Source organism: Methylobacterium sp. UNCCL125 (genome assembly GCF_900116795.1).
GTDB classification, from domain to species: Bacteria; Pseudomonadota; Alphaproteobacteria; order Rhizobiales; family Beijerinckiaceae; genus Methylobacterium; species Methylobacterium fujisawaense.
This window is the reverse complement of sequence record NZ_FPBW01000035.1, coordinates 1-17,808: the sequence shown is the minus strand read 5'-3', so window position 1 is coordinate 17,808 and position 17,808 is coordinate 1. Positions and strand designations below refer to the sequence as shown.

Here is a 17,808-nt window from a genome sequence, read left to right as displayed (position 1 = left end):
CACGGCGGCGCGAGCGCTGATGAACAACGGTTCAGGATCCCGACTGTGTGCGCATACGCACCAAAACTCCGGGCGAGATCTGGAACGGTATCGGGGCGACAACGTTATCGGGCATGTTCGATCGAGGATCGAGAAGGAACACTATGCGCAAGATCGGTATCATCGCCACCGCCGCCGCCATGGCCATTGGCAGCGTCGCCGCCACGACGGGCGCCGAGGCGCGTCCGTGGGGCTACCACGGCGGTTACGGCGGCTACGGCCACGGCTACTACCGCGGCCGCCGCGGCATCGGCACCGGTGCCGCCATCGGCCTCGGCATCGCCGGCCTCGCCGCCGGTGCGATCGCCGCGGGCGCGGCCCGCGACAGCTACTACGGCGGTGGCTACGGCTACGCCCCGTCCTACGGCTACGGCTACGCCCCGGTCTACGGCGGCGGCTACGGCTACGCGGCTCCGGGCTACGGCTACTACGGCTACGGCTACTGAGATCTGAGATCCGGATGGATCGGGGGCGACCGGCGCGAGCCGGTCGCCCTTTTCGTTTGGCCGATCAGCGTCCGCGGTAGGGCGGCACACCCGGATCCGGCAGCCACGCGTTCTTCGGCAGCTCGCCCGTCTGCCAGAACACGTCGATCGGGATGCCGCCGCGGGGATACCAGAAGCCGCCGATGCGCAGGTAGCGCGGCTCCAGGAGGTCGCGCAGCCGCTTGCCGATCGCCACGGTGCAATCCTCGTGGAACGCGCCGTGGTTGCGGAATGAGCCGAGGTAGAGCTTCAGCGACTTCGACTCCACGAGCCAGTCGCCGGGCACGTAGTCGATCACCAGGATCGCGAAATCCGGCTGCCCGGTGACCGGGCAGATCGAGGTGAATTCGGGCGCGGTGAACCGGGCGACGTAGTCGGTGTCCGCGTGCGGGTTCGGGACCCGGTCGAGTCGCGCCTCCTCGGGGGAGGTGGGGAAGGGCGTCGGCTGGCCGAGCTGGAGGTCGTTGGCGGAGGTCATGGCGGGCATATAAAGCCTGTCGGCGCCGCGCGCATCTGTCTGATCCGCGACGCTTTCCCGGGTGGACCGGGCTGTGCGCCGCCCGTCCCGACGCTTGCCGCCGGCCGCCGCTTGACGGATAAGCCGCCGCGATGCGCCGCACCCTCTGATTTGGGCGCGGCCACCGACCCGCGGCCCCCGCGAGAGGACGTTCCATGACCGCGATCACCAATATCAGCGCCCGCGAGATTCTCGACAGCCGCGGCAACCCCACGGTCGAAGTCGACGTCATCCTGGAGGACGGCTCCTTCGGCCGCGCCGCGGTGCCGTCGGGCGCCTCCACCGGCGCCCACGAGGCCGTGGAGCTGCGCGACGGCGACAAGAATCGGTTCCTCGGCAAGGGCGTCCTCAAGGCGGTCGAGGCGGCCCAGACCGAGATCCTCGACGCGATCGGCGGCATGGAGGCCGAGGATCAGGTCGCGGTCGACGAGGCGATGATCGAGCTCGACGGCACGCCCAACAAGGCGCGGCTCGGTGCCAACGCGATCCTGGGCGTTTCGCTGGCGGTGGCGAAGGCCGCGGCCGAGGCGTCCGGCCTGCCGCTCTACCGCTACGTCGGCGGCGTGCAGGGCCGGGTGCTGCCGGTGCCGATGATGAACATCATCAACGGCGGGGCGCATGCCGACAACCCGATCGACTTCCAGGAATTCATGATCATGCCGGTGGGCGCCGATTCGCTCGCCGAGGCCGTGCGCATGGGCTCCGAGGTGTTCCACACCCTCAAGGGCAAGCTGAAGAAGGCCGGCCACAACACCAATGTCGGCGACGAAGGCGGCTTCGCTCCGAACCTGCCATCCGCCGAGGCCGCTCTCGACTTCGTGATGGAGGCGATCAGCGCCGCCGGCTTCAAGCCCGGCCAGGACATGGCCCTGGCGCTCGACTGCGCCGCCACCGAGTTCTTCAAGGACGGCGCCTACGCCTACGAGGGCGAGGGGAAGACCCGCACCATCGAGGCGCAGGTCGATTACCTCGCGCAGCTCGTCGCCACCTATCCGATCGTCTCCATCGAGGACGGCATGTCGGAGGACGACTGGGCCGGCTGGAAGCTCCTGACCGACAAGATCGGCGCGCAGTGCCAGCTCGTGGGCGACGACCTGTTCGTCACCAACGTCGAGCGCCTGTCCCGCGGCATCGCGGAGGGCACGGCCAACTCGATCCTGATCAAGGTCAACCAGATCGGATCGCTCACCGAGACCCTGGCGGCGGTCGATATGGCCCAGCGCGCCGGCTACACCGCGGTGATGTCGCACCGCTCCGGCGAGACCGAGGATTCGACCATCGCCGACCTCGCGGTCGCCACCAATTGCGGGCAGATCAAGACCGGCTCGCTCGCCCGCTCGGACAGACTGGCCAAGTACAACCAGCTGATCCGCATCGAGGAAGGCCTGGGCCCGCAGGCGCTCTATGCCGGCCCGGCGGCGCTCAAGCAGCTCGCCCGGCGCTGATCCGGCGGATCCTGCTGACCGGTCTGCTCGCCCTCGGAGCGGCCGGCCCAGCCTGTGCCGACCCGCTCTGCGACGGCGCACGCCCGACGCTCAGCGCGCAACTGCTGTTCGGCCTGTCGCGGCCGGACGGCGGCCGCATCCCGCAGCGGGCCTTCGACCGGTTCCTGGCCGAGCGGATCACCCCCCGCTTCCCGGACGGGCTGACGGTGTTCTCCGGTCGGGGCCAGTGGCGCGGGCCGGACGGACGGCGCGTGCATGAGGCTGCCCGCATCGTCCTCATCGTCACCGGGGCGACGCCCGAGGCGGTCGCGGCCCTGCGCAGCATCAAGGAAGAGTACCGGGAGCACTTCGCCCAGGGCGCCGTCGGGCTGGTGCTGCAGCGGGGCTGTGCGCTGTTCTGAGGGCGGCGGCGGGACGGGAGGCCGGTCTTCCGGGCCCCGCAGCCTGCGCCGCCTCAGGCCGACGCGGCATCGGACGGCTCTGCCGGCACGGTCCAGACCCGCATCGGCCGCGACAGGCCCCGCAACTCGATCGTCCCGACAGGCTCCAGCCGCCGGGCGCACCGCTCGGCGAAGGAATCCGAGACCAGGAGCGCATGGCCGAGGGCCGCGCACTGGCTCTCGATCCGGCTGGCCTCGTTGACCGCCCGCCCGATGATCGTGAAGTCGAGGCGCCGCTCGGTCCCGACATTGCCGTAGATGACCGTCCCGAAATGCACGACGCACTCGGCCGGCAGCTCCGGCAGACCCGCGGCGCGGCGGCGGTCGTTGAGCGCCGCGTTGGCGGCGAGCCCCTCGGTCGCGGCATCCAGGGCGCCGCCGCAGACCGGGCAGGGGAGGGTGTCGGCGTCCGGCACCGGGAAGATGGCCAGGAACCCGTCACCCAGGAATTTCAGGATCTCGCCGCCGTGCCGCGCCACCGGGTCGCCCAGCGCGTCGAAATGCTCGTTGAGCCACGTGACCATGTCGGCCGGATCGACCCGGTCGGCCAGCGCCGTGAAGCCGCGCAGGTCCGTCAGCAGGATGGCGGCCGGAATGACCCGCCCCTCGCCCCGCCGGATCTGGCCGTCGAGCACCCGCTCGGCGGTGGAACGGCCGAGATAGGTCGCCGACACCTCGCGGAACGTGTGGGCCAAGCTCATCTTGGCGATCGCCAGCGTCAGGAACGGCAGGACGTCGGCGATGGCCGACAGGTGCGCCTCGGTGAAGCCGCCAGCGCCGCGGGTGCAGAACGAGACCGCGATGCCGCGCAGCGCGGTGCCGGGCGCAAACTCGACGATGTGCAGCACGTAATCAACGCCGCCCTGTGCCCCGAGGGCCTTCAGGACCGGAAAGTCCGTTTCCAGCTCGGGCGCGTCGAGGCGCCAGCGGCCGAAGGTCTCGCCCTTCTCCACCAGCGCGTAGACGGGGCTCAGGAGCCAGTCGCTCTCCTCGTCGGCACCGTGGGCGTTGGCCACGAAGGACAGCCCCTCGCCCGCGTGCCAGTTCAGGCTGACGCCCCGCAGGGTCGGGTCGAGGGCCGGGGCCATGACGCTGACCCGCCAGACGGGGATGCCCGCGCCGACCAACGCCTCGCAGAATCCGGAGAGCAGGCTGTCGTGGTCGTCGGTCGCCGTTGCGTGCGCGGCGACCCAGCGTCCCAGATGCGTCAGGTCCATCCCTCAGCCTCGCCCCTGTCCGTGCCGATCGCGCCCCGACCCTGTCGCGGCACGATCGCAAAGAACCATTAACCTTTCCGCGCGAGGGTCGCGCCATGGTCGTGCGCCGCCGAGTCAGAATGGTTGTGTTGCCGCTGGGTCTCTGGACCCTGTCGGCGCTCGTGGTCGGCTATTTCGTGTGGCAGGCCGAGAGCGGCAACCGCGGACTCGAAGCCAAGAAGGCGCTGAAAATCCGCGCCTACGGCCTCAATCAGGAACTCGCCGCCGTGCGGGCCGAGCGCGCCACCTGGGAGCACCGGGTCGCGCTGCTGAAGAGCGACCAGATCGACCGCGACCTCCTGGAGGAACGGGCGCGGATCGTGCTCGGCCGGGTCCACGCCAACGACGTGGTCATCATCACGCCCTGATCGCCGCCGGGCCCCGGGAGTCCGCCCCGAAAGTCCTCTGACAAGAGCGGCTTCCTGTCAGAGCGGCAGCCCTCGCTTTCCAATCCTCGCTGTCCTACACCCCCACCACGTCGCGTGGAATCACGGGGAGAGCGCCGATGGACGCCGCCAAGGAGCCTGCCAAGGACGCTTCGTCCTCCCAATCGCAGGCCGCGAGCCCTCAGGCGGCCGAGGCGCACAAGCCGGCGCCCAACATGCCGCAATTCACCCGGGACGAGGATCTCCACGCCTACCACGAGATGCTGCTGATCCGGCGCTTCGAGGAGAAGGCCGGCCAGCTCTACGGCATGGGCCTGATCGGCGGCTTCTGCCACCTTTATATCGGCCAGGAGGCCGTGGTGATCGGCATGCAGATGGCCTCGGTCGACGGCGACCAGGTCATCACCGGCTACCGCGACCACGGCCACATGCTGGCCTGCGGCATGGACCCGAAGGGCGTCATGGCCGAGCTGACCGGCCGCCGCGGCGGCTACAGCCGCGGCAAGGGCGGCTCGATGCACATGTTCAGCCGCGAGAAGCAGTTCTTCGGCGGTCACGGGATCGTCGGCGCACAAGTCTCCCTCGGCACGGGCCTCGCCTTCGCCGACCATTACCGGGAGAACGGCAAGGTCAGCCTGACCTATATGGGCGACGGCGCGGCCAACCAGGGCCAGGTCTACGAGAGCTTCAACATGGCGGCGCTCTGGAAGCTGCCGGTCGTCTACGTCATCGAGAACAACCGCTACGCCATGGGCACCTCGGTGGCCCGGGCCTCGGCGCAGACCGACTTCTCGAAGCGCGGCCTCTCCTTCGGCATCCCGGGCGAGCAGGTCGACGGCATGGACGTGCGCACCGTCCGCGAGGCCGCCACCCGGGCGATCGAGCATGCCCGCAGCGGCCAGGGGCCGTACATCCTGGAGATGCAGACCTACCGCTATCGCGGCCACTCCATGTCCGATCCGGCCAAGTACCGGACCAAGGACGAGGTCTCGAAGATGCGCGACGAGCACGATCCGATCGAGATGGTGCGCAAGCGCCTGCTCGAGCTGCACGGCGTGCCCGAAGCCGAGCTGAAGGCCACCGACGCCAAGGTCCGCGAGACGGTGAACGCCTCGGCCGAGTTCGCCACCAACGATCCCGAGCCGGATCCGTCCGAGCTGTGGACCGACATCCTGCTGGACGCGCACGCCTGAGCGCGTCGCCGACGACGCTGGCCGCCCCCCGAACGAGACGACGACCGCAGAGCTGAGCATGGCGACCGACATCCTGATGCCCGCCCTCTCGCCCACCATGGAGGAGGGCAAGCTCGCCAAGTGGCTGAAGAAGGAGGGCGACCCGATCAAGTCCGGCGATGTGCTGGCCGAGATCGAGACCGACAAGGCCACCATGGAGGTGGAGGCGATCGACGAGGGCGTGCTCGCCAAGATCCTGATCGCGGAGGGCACCGAGGGCGTCGCGGTCAACACGCCGATCGCCGTCATCGCCGGCGAGGGCGAGGATCCGGCGAGCGTCCAGTCCGGCGGCGGGGCGAAGCCCAACGGCGCCGGCGGCCATCCGGCGCCGACGCCCGACATGCAGGCCGAGGGCATGGCCGACAAGCCCGCGCCCGCCGCCAAGACCGGCGACGACGCCCCGAAGGCGCCGGCGGCACCCGCCGTCATCACCAACAAGGCCCGAGAGCCGGTGATGGAGGAGTTCCCGGCCGACACGCCGATGGTCACCCAGACGGTCCGCGAGGCCCTGCGCGACGCCATGGCCGAGGAGATGCGCCGCGACGGCGACGTCTTCGTCATGGGCGAGGAGGTCGCCGAGTATCAGGGCGCCTACAAGGTCACCCAGAACCTGCTGCAGGAATTCGGACCGAAGCGCGTGGTCGACACCCCGATCACCGAGCACGGCTTCGCCGGCATCGGCGTCGGCGCGGCGCTCGCCGGGCTGAAGCCGATCGTGGAGTTCATGACCTTCAACTTCGCCATGCAGGCGATCGACCAGATCATCAACTCGGCGGCCAAGACCCTCTACATGTCCGGCGGCCAGCTCGGCTGCCCGATCGTGTTCCGCGGCCCGAACGGCGCGGCCGCCCGCGTCGCCGCCCAGCACAGCCACGACTACGCCGCGTGGTACTCCAACGTGCCGGGCCTCAAGGTGATCGCGCCCTACACGGCCTCCGACGCCAAGGGCCTGCTCAAGGCCGCGATCCGCGACCCGAACCCGGTGATCTTCCTCGAGAACGAGATCCTGTACGGGCAGTCCTTCCCGGTGCCGCAGCTCGACGACTTCGTGCTGCCGATCGGCAAGGCGCGGATCCACCGGACCGGCAGCGACGTGACCATCGTGTCCTTCGCGATCGGCATGACCTACGCCCTCAAGGCCGCGCAGGCCCTGGCCGAGCAGGGCATCGAGGCGGAGGTGATCGACCTGCGCACGATCCGCCCGATGGACACCGAGACGGTGGTGGAATCGGTGAAGAAGACCGGCCGCTGCATCACCGTCGAGGAGGGCTTCCCGCAATCCGGCGTCGGCGCCGAGATCGTGGCGCGCCTGATGGTCGACGCCTTCGATTTCCTGGACGCTCCGGTCCTGCGCATCACCGGCAAGGACGTGCCGATGCCCTACGCGGCGAATCTGGAGAAGCTGGCGCTGCCGAATGTGGCGGAGGTGGTCGAGGCCGCCAAGAGCGTCTGCTACAAGTGACGGGCGCGCGGGCGGGGCGCATGTCCCCGCCTCCGTCCCGGCAGGGGGCCCAAGGAACAGCCGGCGCGCCATGAGCCAAGATTCCAGCAGCGACTTCGCCGAACTCGCCATCCCGCCCGACGCCCTCGAACAGGGCGGCATCGAGGTGCTGCGCGCCGCCGTGGTCGATGGCGCGGTGAGCGTGGCCCTCCGCCGCTCCTTCGACGACCCGGCCACCTGGGGCCGGCTCCTGGCCGATCTCGCCCGGCAGGCAGCCCGCGCCTACGCGCTGGAGACCGACATGTCGGAGGAGGAGGCGGTCGAGCGCATCCGCGCGGGCTGGGAGGCCGAGGGGCTCGACCCCGGCGGCCTCAACTAGCGATGGCTGCCGACCATGGCTGAGGCGGCTGTCCGGCAGGCGACTTACGCGGATCTGGAGGCTGTCCCCGCGCATCTCGTCGCCGAGATCATCGACGGTGTGCTGGAGACGCATCCGCGGCCGCGGCCCCGGCACGCGATGGCCGCGTCCGATTTGTCCACCTTGCTGGGCACCCCGTTCCGTTATGGACGCGGCGGACCCGGCGGCTGGATTTTCATGATTGAACCGGAACTCCACCTGGGTGCCCATGTCGTGGTGCCGGATCTGGCGGCTTGGCGCCGGGAGCGGGTGCCGACCGACTTGGAAGCGGCCCACATCGAGATCCCGCCGGACTCGGTCTGCGAGATCCTCTCGCCCTCCACGGTCCGCCTCGATCGCGGGCGCAAGCGCCGCATCTATGCGGAGGCCAAGATCGGTCACCTCTGGCTGCTCGATCCAGCCGCGGGCGTGCTCGAAGGCTTCGCCCTCGCGGACGGGCGCTGGGTGCTCCTCGCCACGGTCCAGCGCGGCGAGAGCGTGGCCCTTCCGCCCTTCGACGCCGTCCCGTTCCCCCTCGACGACCTCTTTCCCTTCGACGATCCGGCCGCCCCGGCCTTGCCCGAGACCTGATGCCATGCCGATCAACGTGCTGATGCCCGCGCTCTCCCCGACCATGGAGAAGGGCAACCTCGCCAAGTGGCTCAAGAAGGAGGGCGACGCGGTCAAGTCCGGCGACGTGCTGGCCGAGATCGAGACCGACAAGGCCACCATGGAGGTCGAGGCCATCGACGAGGGCGTGCTCGCCAAGATCCTCGTGCCCGAGGGCACCGCGGACGTTCCGGTCAACGACCTGATCGCCATCATCGCCGCCGAGGGCGAGGACGTGTCAGCGGCCGCCGCCGGCGGTGCGCCGAAGGCGGCCTCCAATGGAGCGGCCAAGCCTGACGCCAAGCCTGAGCCGAAGGCCGACGCCTCGGCGGCCAACCAGAACACCACGCCCGGCGGCGGCCACATGGGGTACGAGCGGGTGAACGCGGCGCCGGAAGGCGCGCAGCCCGGCGGGGCGCCGCAGGCCAGCACGGGCGGACGGGTCTTCGCTTCGCCGCTCGCCCGGCGGATCGCCAAGCAGGAGGGTGTCGATCTCGGCGCCGTCCAGGGCAGCGGCCCGCACGGCCGCATCATCGCCCGGGACGTCCAGGCCGCGAAGGCCTCCGGGGCCACCCAGGCGCCCGCCGCCGCCCCCCAGGCCGCCGAGGCGCCGAAGGCGGCCACCCCGGCCCCGAAGGCCGCCGCCGCGGGCGGCGCGCCGGCCGGCCTCACGACCGATCAGGTCAAGGGCTTCTACGCCAAGGATGCCTACGAGGAGGTGCCCCTCGACGGCATGCGCAAGACCATCGCCAAGCGCCTCACCGAGGCGATGCAGGTCGCCCCGCACTTCTACCTGACGGTGGATTGCGAGCTCGACGCGCTGATGAAGCTGCGGGAGACGCTCAACGGCTCCGCGGCCAAGGACAAGGACGGGAAGCCCGCCTTCAAGCTCTCGGTAAACGACTTCGTCATCAAGGCGATGGGCCTCGCGTTGACCCGCGTGCCGGCCGCCAACGCGGTCTGGGCCGAGGACCGGATCCTGCGCTTCAAGCACGCCGAGGTCGGCGTCGCGGTCGCCATCGACGGCGGGCTGTTCACCCCGGTGATCCGCCGGGCGGACGAGAAGACGCTCTCGACCATCTCCAACGAGATGAAGGACTTCGCCGCCCGGGCCCGCGCCAAGAAGCTGAAGCCCGAGGAGTACCAGGGCGGCGTCACCTCGGTGTCGAACCTCGGCATGTTCGGCATCAAGCACTTCACCGCGGTGATCAACCCGCCGCAATCGAGCATCCTGGCGGTGGGCGCCGGCGAGAAGCGCGTCGTCGTGAAGGACGGGGCGCCGGCCGTGGTCCAGGTCATGACCTGCACCCTGTCCTGCGACCACCGCGTCCTCGACGGCGCGCTCGGCGCGGAGCTGGTCTCGGCCTTCAAGGGGCTGATCGAGAACCCGATGGGCATGCTGGTCTGAGCCGGAGCACACGATGTCCGACACCTACGACGTCCTCATCATCGGCGCCGGGCCCGGCGGCTACGTCACGGCGATCCGCGCGGCGCAGCTCGGGTTCAAGACCGCCGTGGTCGACCGCGAGCATCTCGGCGGCATCTGCCTGAACTGGGGCTGCATCCCCACCAAGGCGCTGCTGCGCTCGGCCGAGATCTACCACTACTTCCAGCACGCCGGTGATTACGGGCTGACGGCGGAAAAGGTCGGGTTCGACACCGCCGCCATCGTGAAGCGCTCCCGCGGCGTCTCGGGCCGGCTCAACGGCGGCGTCGGCATGCTGCTCAAGAAGAACAAGGTCGACGTGATCTGGGGCGAGGCCGCGGTCGACAGCGCCGCACAGGGCAACCAGCCCGGCCAGGTCACCGTGACGGAGACCAAGCGCGCCGAGGCGCCGAAGGGCGCCAAGGGGGCCGGCACCTACAAAGCCAAGCACATCATCGTGGCGACCGGCGCCCGGCCCCGGGCGATCCCCGGGATCGAGCCCGACAAGAATCTGATCTGGACTTACTATGAGGCCATGGTCCCCGAGACGATGCCCAAGAGCCTGCTGGTCATGGGCTCGGGCGCCATCGGCATCGAGTTCGCCTCGTTCTACCGCACCATGGGCGCCGAGGTGACCGTGGTGGAGCTGCTGCCGCAGATCCTGCCCGTGGAGGATGCCGAGATCGCAGGCCTCGCCCGCAAGCGCTTCGAGAAGCAGGGGATCAAGATCCTCACCGGCGCGAAGGTCACGAAGGTCGAGAAGGGCGCCGATTCCATCACGGCGACCATCGAGGGCGGCGACGGGAAGTCACAAACGATCACGGCTGAAAAACTGATCTCGGCGGTGGGCGTGGTCGGCAACATCGAGAATATCGGGCTGGAGAAGCTCGGGGTGAAGATCGACCGTGGGATCGTGGTGACGGACGGGCTCGGCCGCACCAACGTGCCCGGCCTCTACGCGATCGGCGACGTCGCCGGCCCGCCGATGCTCGCCCACAAGGCGGAGCACGAGGGCGTCATCTGCATCGAGACGATCAAGGGCCTGCACACCCACCCGATGGACAAGGCCAAGATCCCGGGCTGCACCTATTGCCAGCCGCAGATCGCCAGCGTCGGCCTGACCGAGGCCAAGGCCAAGGAGCAGGGCTTTGCCGTGAAGGTCGGCCGCTTCCCCTTCGCGGGCAACGGCAAGGCGATCGCGCTGGGCGAGCCGGACGGGCTGATCAAGACCGTGTTCGATGCCAAGACCGGCCAGCTGCTCGGCGCCCACATGGTCGGCGCCGAGGTGACCGAGCTGATCCAGGGCTACGTGGTGGCGATGAACCTGGAGAGCACCGAGGAGGAGCTGATGCACACGGTGTTCCCGCACCCGACGCTCAGCGAGATGATGCACGAGAGCGTGCTCGACGCCTACGGCAAGGTGATTCACACCTGATCCGGCAGTGGGAAGCCGGGCTCGGGTCGGGCTCCGGTCCGGCCCAGGCCGGCACGGGCCCGTCAGTCCGAACCGGGTGCCGCCGCGCGCGTCAGGCTCACCAGCTGAAACAGGAGGATCACCGCGACCGTCGCCGTACTGCCGCCGACGGGGATCAGGAGCAGCGCCGCGATGGGATCGAGCCCCCGGACGAGCAGCAGCGTGATGCAGCTGCCGAGCACGGACGCGAGGGTCATCCGGAAGATGCAGCATTCGGAAGGTTGCATGGTCCCTCCAGTCGAGCGTCCACGGGAATGTGGGAGCGCGCGGCGGTTCGGCAACCATAAATAGATAAAACTCAAAAACAAATGCTGAGGTTGCGCAAGGCGATGGCGATCCGCGCCGATACCGGAACGCCCGTCAGCGGCGCAGCCGATCCACCGGCTCGGCCTGATCCGGCGAGGGGACGTAAGCGCACCACTCGCAGATGCCGCGCTCGGCGCCGCGCTGTGCGTTGCGCTGCGAACAGAGCGGGCAGACGAGCAGGATCAGCCGCCGACCGGATTGCAGGGCCAGCCCCCGGCCCCGGAATGTGACCTCGGTCGCCGCATCGCCGGAGGCCTGATCCCGGGCGCTCATGACGCCACCCCGCCGACCGCCGGCCGGATCGCAGGTCTGCACATGGTCTCGATCCGCATGGCGATGCCGCCCCCCAGCGTTCCTGCCAAGACGTCGCTGCGGGGATAAGCGGCGAAGGGCCGAATGGCTCCGCTTCCGCATGTGGACCGGGCCGGATGCGCACGGACCGAAACGGCCCTATGACGTCCGGCACGACCGGCGCAGGAGCGATGCGAAACGCGATGCAGGACACGATGCAGGGCGACCCCATCGACGCGGCCGGCGGCCTTCCCACCTTCGCCGACGTGGCCCGCGCCGCGGAGCGGATCGCCGGGGCCGCCCATCGCACGCCGGTCCTGACCTCGCGCACCGCGGACGCGATGACCGGCGGCCGGCTGTTCTTCAAGGCGGAGAACCTGCAACGGGCCGGCGCCTTCAAGTTCCGCGGGGCCTACAACGCGATCAGCGCCCTTCCGGAGGCGGCCCGCGCCCGCGGGGTGATCACGTATTCCTCCGGCAACCACGCCCAGGCGATCGCGCTGGCGAGCCGGTTGCTCGGCGCCCCCGCCACCATCATCATGCCGGGCGACGCCCCCGCCGCGAAGATCGCCGCCACGCGCGGCTACGGCGCCGAGGTGGTCCTGTACGACCGCTACAGCCAGGATCGCGAGGCGCTCGGCCGGGAGATCGCGCAGGCCCGCGGCCTGACGCTGATCCCCCCCTTCAATCATCCCGACGTCATCGCCGGGCAGGGGACCCTGGCTCAGGAGCTGATCGAGACGGTCGGCCCCCTCGACATGCTGGTGGCCTGCCTGGGCGGCGGCGGCCAGCTCGCGGGCTGCGCGCTGGCCGCGGCGGAGCTGTCGCCGGGCTGCCGGGTGATCGGCGTCGAGCCGGAGGCGGGCAATGATGGGCAGCGCTCGTTCCGCGAGGGCCGGATCGTCACGATTCCCGTGCCCCGCACCATCGCCGACGGGGCGCAGTCGACGGCGCTGGGCGACCTCACCTTCGCGATCATCCGCGCGGGGGTGTCCGACATCCTCACCGTCACCGACGCGCAGCTCGTCGAGACCATGCGGTTCTTCGCCAGCCGGATGAAGCTCGTGGTCGAGCCGACCGGCTGCCTCGCGGCGGCGGCGGTGCTCCACGGGCTCGTGGACGTCACGGACAAGCGCGTCGGCGTGGTGATCAGCGGCGGCAACGTCGATCTGGCGGCCTTCGCGCGGCTCACCGGCGAGTCGGCCTGAGGCGTCGATTGCCGGGCCGGTGTGCTCCCGCCGCGGTGGACCGGCCCCGACCCAATGCTTATCTTGTGGCTGCCAGAATGCGCGTCCCCGGGCCTTGAACCCGGATGGGCGGGAGGATGACAATGTCCACGAGCTTCAAGGTTCTGTCGCTGACCGATCGGGCTGCCGATCGGATCAAGGCGATCATGGCGGAGGCCGACCGGCCGATCGCCGGTCTGCGCGTCGGTGTCCGGAACGGCGGCTGCGCCGGGATGTCGTACACGATGGAATATGCCGAGGCGGTCAAGCCCGGCGAGGACGTGGTCGAGGATCGCGGCGTGCGCGTCTTCGTCGATCCGAAGGCGGTGCTGTTCCTGCTCGGCACGGAGATGGACTTCACCACCACCAAGCTGGCGTCGCAGTTCGTGTTCAACAACCCGAACCAGACCTCGGCCTGCGGTTGCGGAGAATCCGTGGCGATCACGCCGGTCTCGGCGGACCGCCTGTCCGCGCCGGCCTGAGGCTCCCGCTCACCGTCGGCGCGGGGAGCGCAGCGGCCCGGCCGCGCCCCCGGCGCGGAGGGTCTCCCGCTCCCGAAGCGCTCCGCCGCGGGCCGGCGCCGTCGCGGCGCCCCTAGGCCACCTGCGACAGCGACTCGGCCGCATCGTCCAGGAAGCGGTTCCGGCCCGCGCGCTTGGCCGCGAACATGCACAGGTCGGCCCGCTCCATCAGCGAGGCCGGCGTATCCCCCGGGCACAGCACCGCGACCCCCAGGGAGATGGTGATCTTGCCGAGCGACTCGCCGGTCGAGCGCTTGACCAGTTCGCGCCCCATCACGCTGGTGCGGACCGTCTCGGCCACCCGCTTGGCCACGGTGCGGTCGGCTCCGGGGAGGATGATACCGAACTCCTCGCCGCCGAACCGGGCGAGCTGCGCCTGCTTCCCGGCATTCTCGCGCATCACGATCGCCACGAGCCGCAGGACCTGGTCGCCCGTGAGGTGACCGTACAGGTCGTTGAAGCGCTTGAAGAAATCGATGTCGAGGATGATCAGGCTCATGGGATCGGTGCGCGCCCGCGCTGAATCCATGGCCGCCTTCAGCGTCTCCTCGAAATGCTTGCGGTTCGCCAGCCCGGTCAGGGCGTCGGTCAGGCTCTCGCGCCGGCTCGCATCGAGCTTCTCGCGCAGCGTCTCGATCTCGCTGCGCGTCTCGCGCATGCGGGCCTCGAGGATCCGGTTGTTGGCGGCGACTTCCCGGGTCGTGGCGGCCAGGGTCGCCACGATCTCGCCGAACCGCGCCCGGCTCGGGAGGCCCTGGGAGAGATCCTGGGCGACGCCGCGCAGCGATTCGCTGTACTGCGCCGTCGAGCCCAGGGAGAGGTCCAGGATCTCGGTGACCGCCGCGATCTCGCTCAGGACCACGCGGCTGACGTCGTCGGTGGTGCTCGCGAGGCGCCGCCCGTCGAGATAGGTCTCGTGCAGATCGTCGATGTCGCTCTCGGTGAGGCAGCCGTTCTGGGTGGTGAGGCGCTTCACAGCATCGGCGAGGAGCGGCAGCTCGCCCGACACGTAGGCATACCAGACCGCGTAGGCGCGCGGCGTCGCGGAGGGGCCGTAGTCGCGGATCAGGTCATGGCTGCGCTTCGCCAATGCGAAGCTGCGATCGCGGTCCGAATAGGTCTCCTGGCTCATCCGTATCCCGTGGTCCCGGGCGATCGGCGCGCATGCGCCGCGACCCTGACTTGATATACGGCAGTCTGGTAGCCGGACTGTTAAGCTCGAAAAGACCCTTGTTACCTTTCTTTCTTCGCCAACACTGGTCGAAGCAGAAATGCCGGGACGTGGGAACCCAAACCGACGGGCGTATCACCATCCGCATCGTTCCGGCGCCCGCGCTCCTCGCGCCCGGCCGCGCCGGCGCGCGCCGTCGTGCGTCCCGCAGCACGGCTCTCCGGGCGAGCCTCTTGGCGCCCCTCCTGCCGACTCTCTTGACGACTCTCCTGGCGTGCCTCCGGACGCTGCGCGGCCGCCGCACCGCGACCGGTGCGTGCCCGCGGACGCTCCTCCCGGGCCTCCTCGGCCTCGCCGGCGCTCCGGATCTCCTTAACGTCGCCGCGACTGGCGTCGCCGCTCCTCGCGCGACCGCCCCGGGCAGCACCGCCCTTGTCGCCAGCCTTCGCGGAGCGCGCGCCGCGGCGGCCCTCGCCCGACCGGCCGCGGTGACGCGTCCCGGTGTCACCGGACGGCTCGGCCACCGTCGACAGATCGCCGTCCAGCCAGGGGATCGGCTGGCCGATCAGCGCCTCGATGGCGCCGAGGGAGCGCGTGTCCTCGGGGGCGACCAGCGTATAGGCCGTGCCGCTCCGGCCCGCGCGGCCGGTGCGGCCGATCCGGTGGACGTAATCCTCGGGGTGATGCGGCACGTCGAAGTTGAAGACGTGGCTCACGGCGGGGATATCGAGGCCGCGCGCCGCCACGTCGCTGGCGACGAGCAGGGCGGTCTCGCCGTTGCGGAACGCGTCCAGGGCAGCGGTCCGCGCCCGCTGATCCATGTCACCGTGGAGGGCGGCGGCGTCGAAGCCGTGGCTGACCAGGGACTTCTGGAGCAGGGCGACGTCGCGCTTGCGGTTGCAGAAGATGATCCCGTTCTTGAGTTCCGCCTCGCCGCGGATCAGGTCGCGCAAGCGCTCGCGCTTGGCATGCCCCTCGGCGCCGGTTGCGACCAGGCGCTGGGTGATCGTCGTGGCCGTGGAGGCGGGACGGGCGACCTCGACCCGCTGGGGGTTGTGCAGGAACATGTCCGCCAGCCGCTCGATCTCCGGCGGCATGGTCGCGGAGAAGAACAGGGTCTGCCGGGTGAACGGCACCATCTTCACGATGCGCTCGATATCGGGGATGAACCCCATGTCGAGCATGCGGTCGGCCTCGTCGATGACGAGCAGCTCGACGCCGGTGAGCAGGAGCTTGCCGCGCTCGAAATGGTCCAGGAGGCGACCGGGTGTCGCGATCAGCACGTCCGTGCCGCGCATCAGCTTGGCGTCTTGGTCGGCGAAGGACACGCCGCCGATGATCAGGGCCACGTTGAGCTTGTGGTTGGTGCCGTAGCGGTCGAAATTCTCGACCACCTGGGCCGCCAGTTCGCGGGTCGGTTCCAGGATCAGGGTCCGGGGCATCCGGGCCCGGGCGCGTCCGTTCTCCAGAAGCGTCAGCATCGGCAGCGTGAACGCCGCCGTCTTGCCGGTTCCCGTCTGGGCGATGCCGAGGACGTCGCGACGCGCCAGCACGTGGGGAATGGCCTCGGCCTGGATCGGCGTCGGCTCGGTATAACCCGCCGCTTCGACGGCGTTCAGGACTTTGTCACTCAGTCCCAGGTCGGAAAAAGGCATCTGCGTTCAGGAACCGTTGCGCGCCCGGCCGGCGCGAAGGACACCGTCGCGGCAACGGCTGGGAAAGGCTCGCGCGGGGCGATCGGGCGCTCCCGGGGCCGCGGGGCGCATCACGCATGTCAGTTAGGGCCCTGGCGCGACTTGTCAATCTCGCAATGGTGATGGCGCCCGCCGACGCACAGGGGATCGGGCGCCAAAACGGGCCTCGATCAGGGCCGGAGACGGTCGGATGCGGGCACGAGGCAGGGATCCAGGCGGGTGGACCGGGCGAATTCCGATGCCGCGAGGGCGCCGGTCGTCTGCGGATCCGCGATCCCCGGATGGGCCGGTTCCGCCACAGCGGCGACCGCGGCGGCCATCGGTGCCGCATCGGGCCGGCTGAGCCGCGCGAGCTGGTAGGCGCCAACCACCGTGAGGAGCCCGACGAGTCCCGCCATGCGCAGGGTCCAGGGCAGGGGCCCGGCGGCCCGCCTCGGCCGCGCAGGATGCGATGCCGGGCCGGGAAGGCTCGCCGGAAGACCGGCCATCCCCTCCGGAGTCCGGCGCCTGCCGAAGGTTCTTCGGCTCCGTTCGTCGTGGCTGAGCATGGATGGACGGCTGTCTCCACCGGGCGAGGCGGCCGGCCGCGACGCGGGAGCCGGCAGGAAGCCGGTCGCGGGCGCTCGAGAGGGTAGGCCCGCCCGCAGCGACGGACCATCGGCGGATACGGTTAACCAATCGCTTACGACCGCGCGCACCCTCTCGCCAAAGTTGTGCCGGAATAAAACGGCCGCCCTGCATGCAACCGGCGAGACGTCGGACGCTATCACGGCACCCGTTGAGGCGTGCCCGAATATGCACGTCGCGCAACACAGCTAGTCTTACGAGCCTTTTCAGCTGTCCGCGTACAGTCTCGACGGGCAAGCGAGCCGGCTGCTTGGGAGACGGTCGGTTAGTCTTCATCTTTCGTTGACGGGATGTCCCTAGTCTGAGGATGCTTGTTGCAGGAAAGCGACAGACCCGCCATCCGAGAGCGCCTAGAAGGCTGCCGGCTCAAGCTAACCCCAGGACCGACACCACCATGAAGAAGCTTCTCCTCGCATCCACCGTCCTCGCCGGCTTGACCGCAACGGCGTCCGCCGCCGACCTGCCGCGCCGCGCTGCGCCGCCGCCGGTGTTCACGCCGGTGCCGGTGTTCACCTGGACCGGCTTCTACGTCGGTGTGAACGCCGGCTACGGCTTCGACGCCAACAGCCGCAACACCACCAGCTACGCCCTGCCGGGCGGCTCGCTGATCAACTCCCCCGGCACCTCGGGCGTCGTCAGCGTCAACAACCGCAACAACAACGACGGCTTCTCGGGCGGCGCCCAGATCGGCTACAACTACCAGTTCACGCCGGGCTCGGGCGTGGTGATCGGCTTCGAGGCCGACGCCCAGTACGTCGACTTCGCCCGCCGCGCCAACGCCACCCAGAACTACAGCTTCCTGGGCTTCCCCGGCGTCGCCTTCTC

General features: G+C 70.0%; 19 protein-coding genes and 1 pseudogene. 13 read left to right on the top strand and 7 right to left on the bottom strand.

Annotated elements, in window-relative coordinates:
* The first annotated feature begins 143 nt into the window (after positions 1-143).
* Entirely contained in the window at positions 144-485 is a 342-nt protein-coding gene (locus BM396_RS26995) for a hypothetical protein (RefSeq protein ID WP_043386320.1), read from the top strand.
* Between the two features lie 64 nt (positions 486-549).
* Here the strand turns inward: BM396_RS26995 and queF are convergent, their stop codons facing one another.
* Positions 550-1,002: a preQ(1) synthase gene (queF, locus tag BM396_RS26990; protein WP_043386379.1), complete on the bottom strand. Its 453-nt coding sequence runs from the start codon at positions 1,000-1,002 to the stop codon at positions 550-552.
* 194 nt (positions 1,003-1,196) lie between these two features.
* Between queF and eno the strand changes: the two genes are divergently transcribed.
* Complete coding sequence (gene eno / locus BM396_RS26985) at positions 1,197-2,486, top strand: phosphopyruvate hydratase (protein ID WP_043356273.1); 1,290 nt, start codon at positions 1,197-1,199, stop codon at positions 2,484-2,486.
* A complete protein-coding gene (locus BM396_RS33520) occupies positions 2,483-2,887 on the top strand; it encodes a DUF3574 domain-containing protein (protein WP_244538975.1) in 405 nt (134 codons plus the stop codon). Before eno ends, BM396_RS33520 begins: the two co-directional genes overlap by 4 nt.
* 53 nt (positions 2,888-2,940) lie before the next feature.
* On the opposite strand, the gene BM396_RS26975 is transcribed toward BM396_RS33520, so the two are convergent.
* Positions 2,941-4,143: an adenylate/guanylate cyclase domain-containing protein gene (locus BM396_RS26975; RefSeq protein ID WP_043386317.1), complete on the bottom strand. Its 1,203-nt coding sequence runs from the start codon at positions 4,141-4,143 to the stop codon at positions 2,941-2,943.
* A gap of 95 nt (positions 4,144-4,238) precedes the next feature.
* On the opposite strand from BM396_RS26975, the gene BM396_RS26970 reads away from it, so the two are divergent.
* The 7 genes from BM396_RS26970 to lpdA all read left to right on the top strand — a co-directional run bounded on the left by BM396_RS26970 (position 4,239) and on the right by lpdA (position 11,108).
* Positions 4,239-4,550 (top strand): FtsB family cell division protein, encoded by a 312-nt coding sequence (locus BM396_RS26970; protein ID WP_043356265.1) that lies wholly within the window; start codon positions 4,239-4,241, stop codon positions 4,548-4,550.
* Between the two features lie 233 nt (positions 4,551-4,783).
* Positions 4,784-5,761: a pyruvate dehydrogenase (acetyl-transferring) E1 component subunit alpha gene (gene pdhA / locus BM396_RS26965; protein ID WP_244538974.1), complete on the top strand. Its 978-nt coding sequence runs from the start codon at positions 4,784-4,786 to the stop codon at positions 5,759-5,761.
* 58 nt (positions 5,762-5,819) lie between these two features.
* Entirely contained in the window at positions 5,820-7,262 is a 1,443-nt protein-coding gene (locus BM396_RS26960) for a pyruvate dehydrogenase complex E1 component subunit beta (protein WP_043356260.1), read from the top strand.
* A gap of 70 nt (positions 7,263-7,332) precedes the next feature.
* Positions 7,333-7,620 carry a DUF5076 domain-containing protein gene (locus BM396_RS26955; RefSeq protein ID WP_043356258.1) on the top strand — a complete coding sequence of 96 codons (288 nt, stop codon included), beginning with the start codon at positions 7,333-7,335 and terminating at the stop codon, positions 7,618-7,620.
* Between the two features lie 15 nt (positions 7,621-7,635).
* Positions 7,636-8,229, top strand: a complete 594-nt coding sequence (locus BM396_RS26950) for a Uma2 family endonuclease (protein ID WP_043386311.1) — start codon at positions 7,636-7,638, stop codon at positions 8,227-8,229.
* Positions 8,230-8,233: 4 nt separating this feature from the next.
* Positions 8,234-9,655, top strand: coding sequence for a pyruvate dehydrogenase complex dihydrolipoamide acetyltransferase (locus tag BM396_RS26945; RefSeq protein WP_043386309.1), 1,422 nt, complete (start codon positions 8,234-8,236; stop codon positions 9,653-9,655).
* A 13-nt stretch (positions 9,656-9,668) separates the two neighbouring features.
* Positions 9,669-11,108 carry a dihydrolipoyl dehydrogenase gene (lpdA, locus tag BM396_RS26940; protein WP_043386307.1) on the top strand — a complete coding sequence of 480 codons (1,440 nt, stop codon included), beginning with the start codon at positions 9,669-9,671 and terminating at the stop codon, positions 11,106-11,108.
* Between the two features lie 62 nt (positions 11,109-11,170).
* On the opposite strand, the gene BM396_RS26935 is transcribed toward lpdA, so the two are convergent.
* Both BM396_RS26935 and BM396_RS26930 read right to left on the bottom strand, forming a co-directional pair.
* Positions 11,171-11,374, bottom strand: a complete 204-nt coding sequence (locus tag BM396_RS26935) for a hypothetical protein (protein ID WP_043356243.1) — start codon at positions 11,372-11,374, stop codon at positions 11,171-11,173.
* 133 nt (positions 11,375-11,507) lie between these two features.
* Positions 11,508-11,726: a hypothetical protein gene (locus BM396_RS26930; RefSeq protein ID WP_051045078.1), complete on the bottom strand. Its 219-nt coding sequence runs from the start codon at positions 11,724-11,726 to the stop codon at positions 11,508-11,510.
* A gap of 221 nt (positions 11,727-11,947) precedes the next feature.
* Between BM396_RS26930 and BM396_RS26925 the strand changes: the two genes are divergently transcribed.
* Together BM396_RS26925 and BM396_RS26920 are read left to right on the top strand one after the other, a co-directional pair.
* Positions 11,948-12,952, top strand: a complete 1,005-nt coding sequence (locus tag BM396_RS26925) for a threo-3-hydroxy-L-aspartate ammonia-lyase (protein ID WP_091955388.1) — start codon at positions 11,948-11,950, stop codon at positions 12,950-12,952.
* Between the two features lie 122 nt (positions 12,953-13,074).
* The gene (locus tag BM396_RS26920) at positions 13,075-13,452 is read left to right on the top strand and encodes a HesB/IscA family protein (protein ID WP_043356239.1); all 378 of its coding nucleotides are present in this window, start codon (positions 13,075-13,077) and stop codon (positions 13,450-13,452) included.
* Positions 13,453-13,564: 112 nt separating this feature from the next.
* Here the strand turns inward: BM396_RS26920 and BM396_RS26915 are convergent, their stop codons facing one another.
* The 3 genes from BM396_RS26915 to BM396_RS33515 all read right to left on the bottom strand — a co-directional run bounded on the left by BM396_RS26915 (position 13,565) and on the right by BM396_RS33515 (position 16,754).
* On the bottom strand, positions 13,565-14,623 hold the full coding sequence (locus BM396_RS26915) for a GGDEF domain-containing protein (protein ID WP_043356236.1): 1,059 nt from the start codon (positions 14,621-14,623) through the stop codon (positions 13,565-13,567).
* Between the two features lie 101 nt (positions 14,624-14,724).
* Positions 14,725-16,317: a DEAD/DEAH box helicase gene (locus BM396_RS26910; protein WP_043386304.1), complete on the bottom strand. Its 1,593-nt coding sequence runs from the start codon at positions 16,315-16,317 to the stop codon at positions 14,725-14,727.
* 209 nt (positions 16,318-16,526) lie between these two features.
* Entirely contained in the window at positions 16,527-16,754 is a 228-nt protein-coding gene (locus BM396_RS33515) for a hypothetical protein (RefSeq protein ID WP_244538972.1), read from the bottom strand.
* 623 nt (positions 16,755-17,377) lie between these two features.
* On the opposite strand from BM396_RS33515, the pseudogene BM396_RS26900 reads away from it, so the two are divergent.
* Positions 17,378-17,808: pseudogene (locus BM396_RS26900) on the top strand (porin family protein); the annotation flags it as partial.